Here is a 206-nt window from a genome sequence, read left to right on the forward strand (position 1 = left end):
AACGAAACAAACAACGTGAAACGTCAATTTTTATTTTTAGATGCTAGACAAACTAACTTTATTGGAGAGTTTGATCCTGGCTCAGGATGAACGCGGGCGGCGTGCCTAATACATGCAAGTCGAGCGAATGGATTAAGAGCTTGCTCTTATGAAGTTAGCGGCGGACGGGTGAGTAACACGTGGGTAACCTGCCCATAAGACTGGGA

General features: G+C 45.6%; 1 rRNA gene. It reads left to right on the forward strand.

The features are described 5' to 3' along the window. Positions 1–58 precede the first annotated feature (58 nt). A 16S ribosomal RNA gene (locus MR167_RS32820) occupies positions 59–206 on the forward strand; the annotation flags it as partial.

It is taken from the genome of Bacillus cereus group sp. BfR-BA-01355 (assembly GCF_022663675.1).
In the GTDB taxonomy this organism is placed as follows: Bacteria; Bacillota; Bacilli; order Bacillales; family Bacillaceae_G; genus Bacillus_A; species Bacillus_A thuringiensis_S.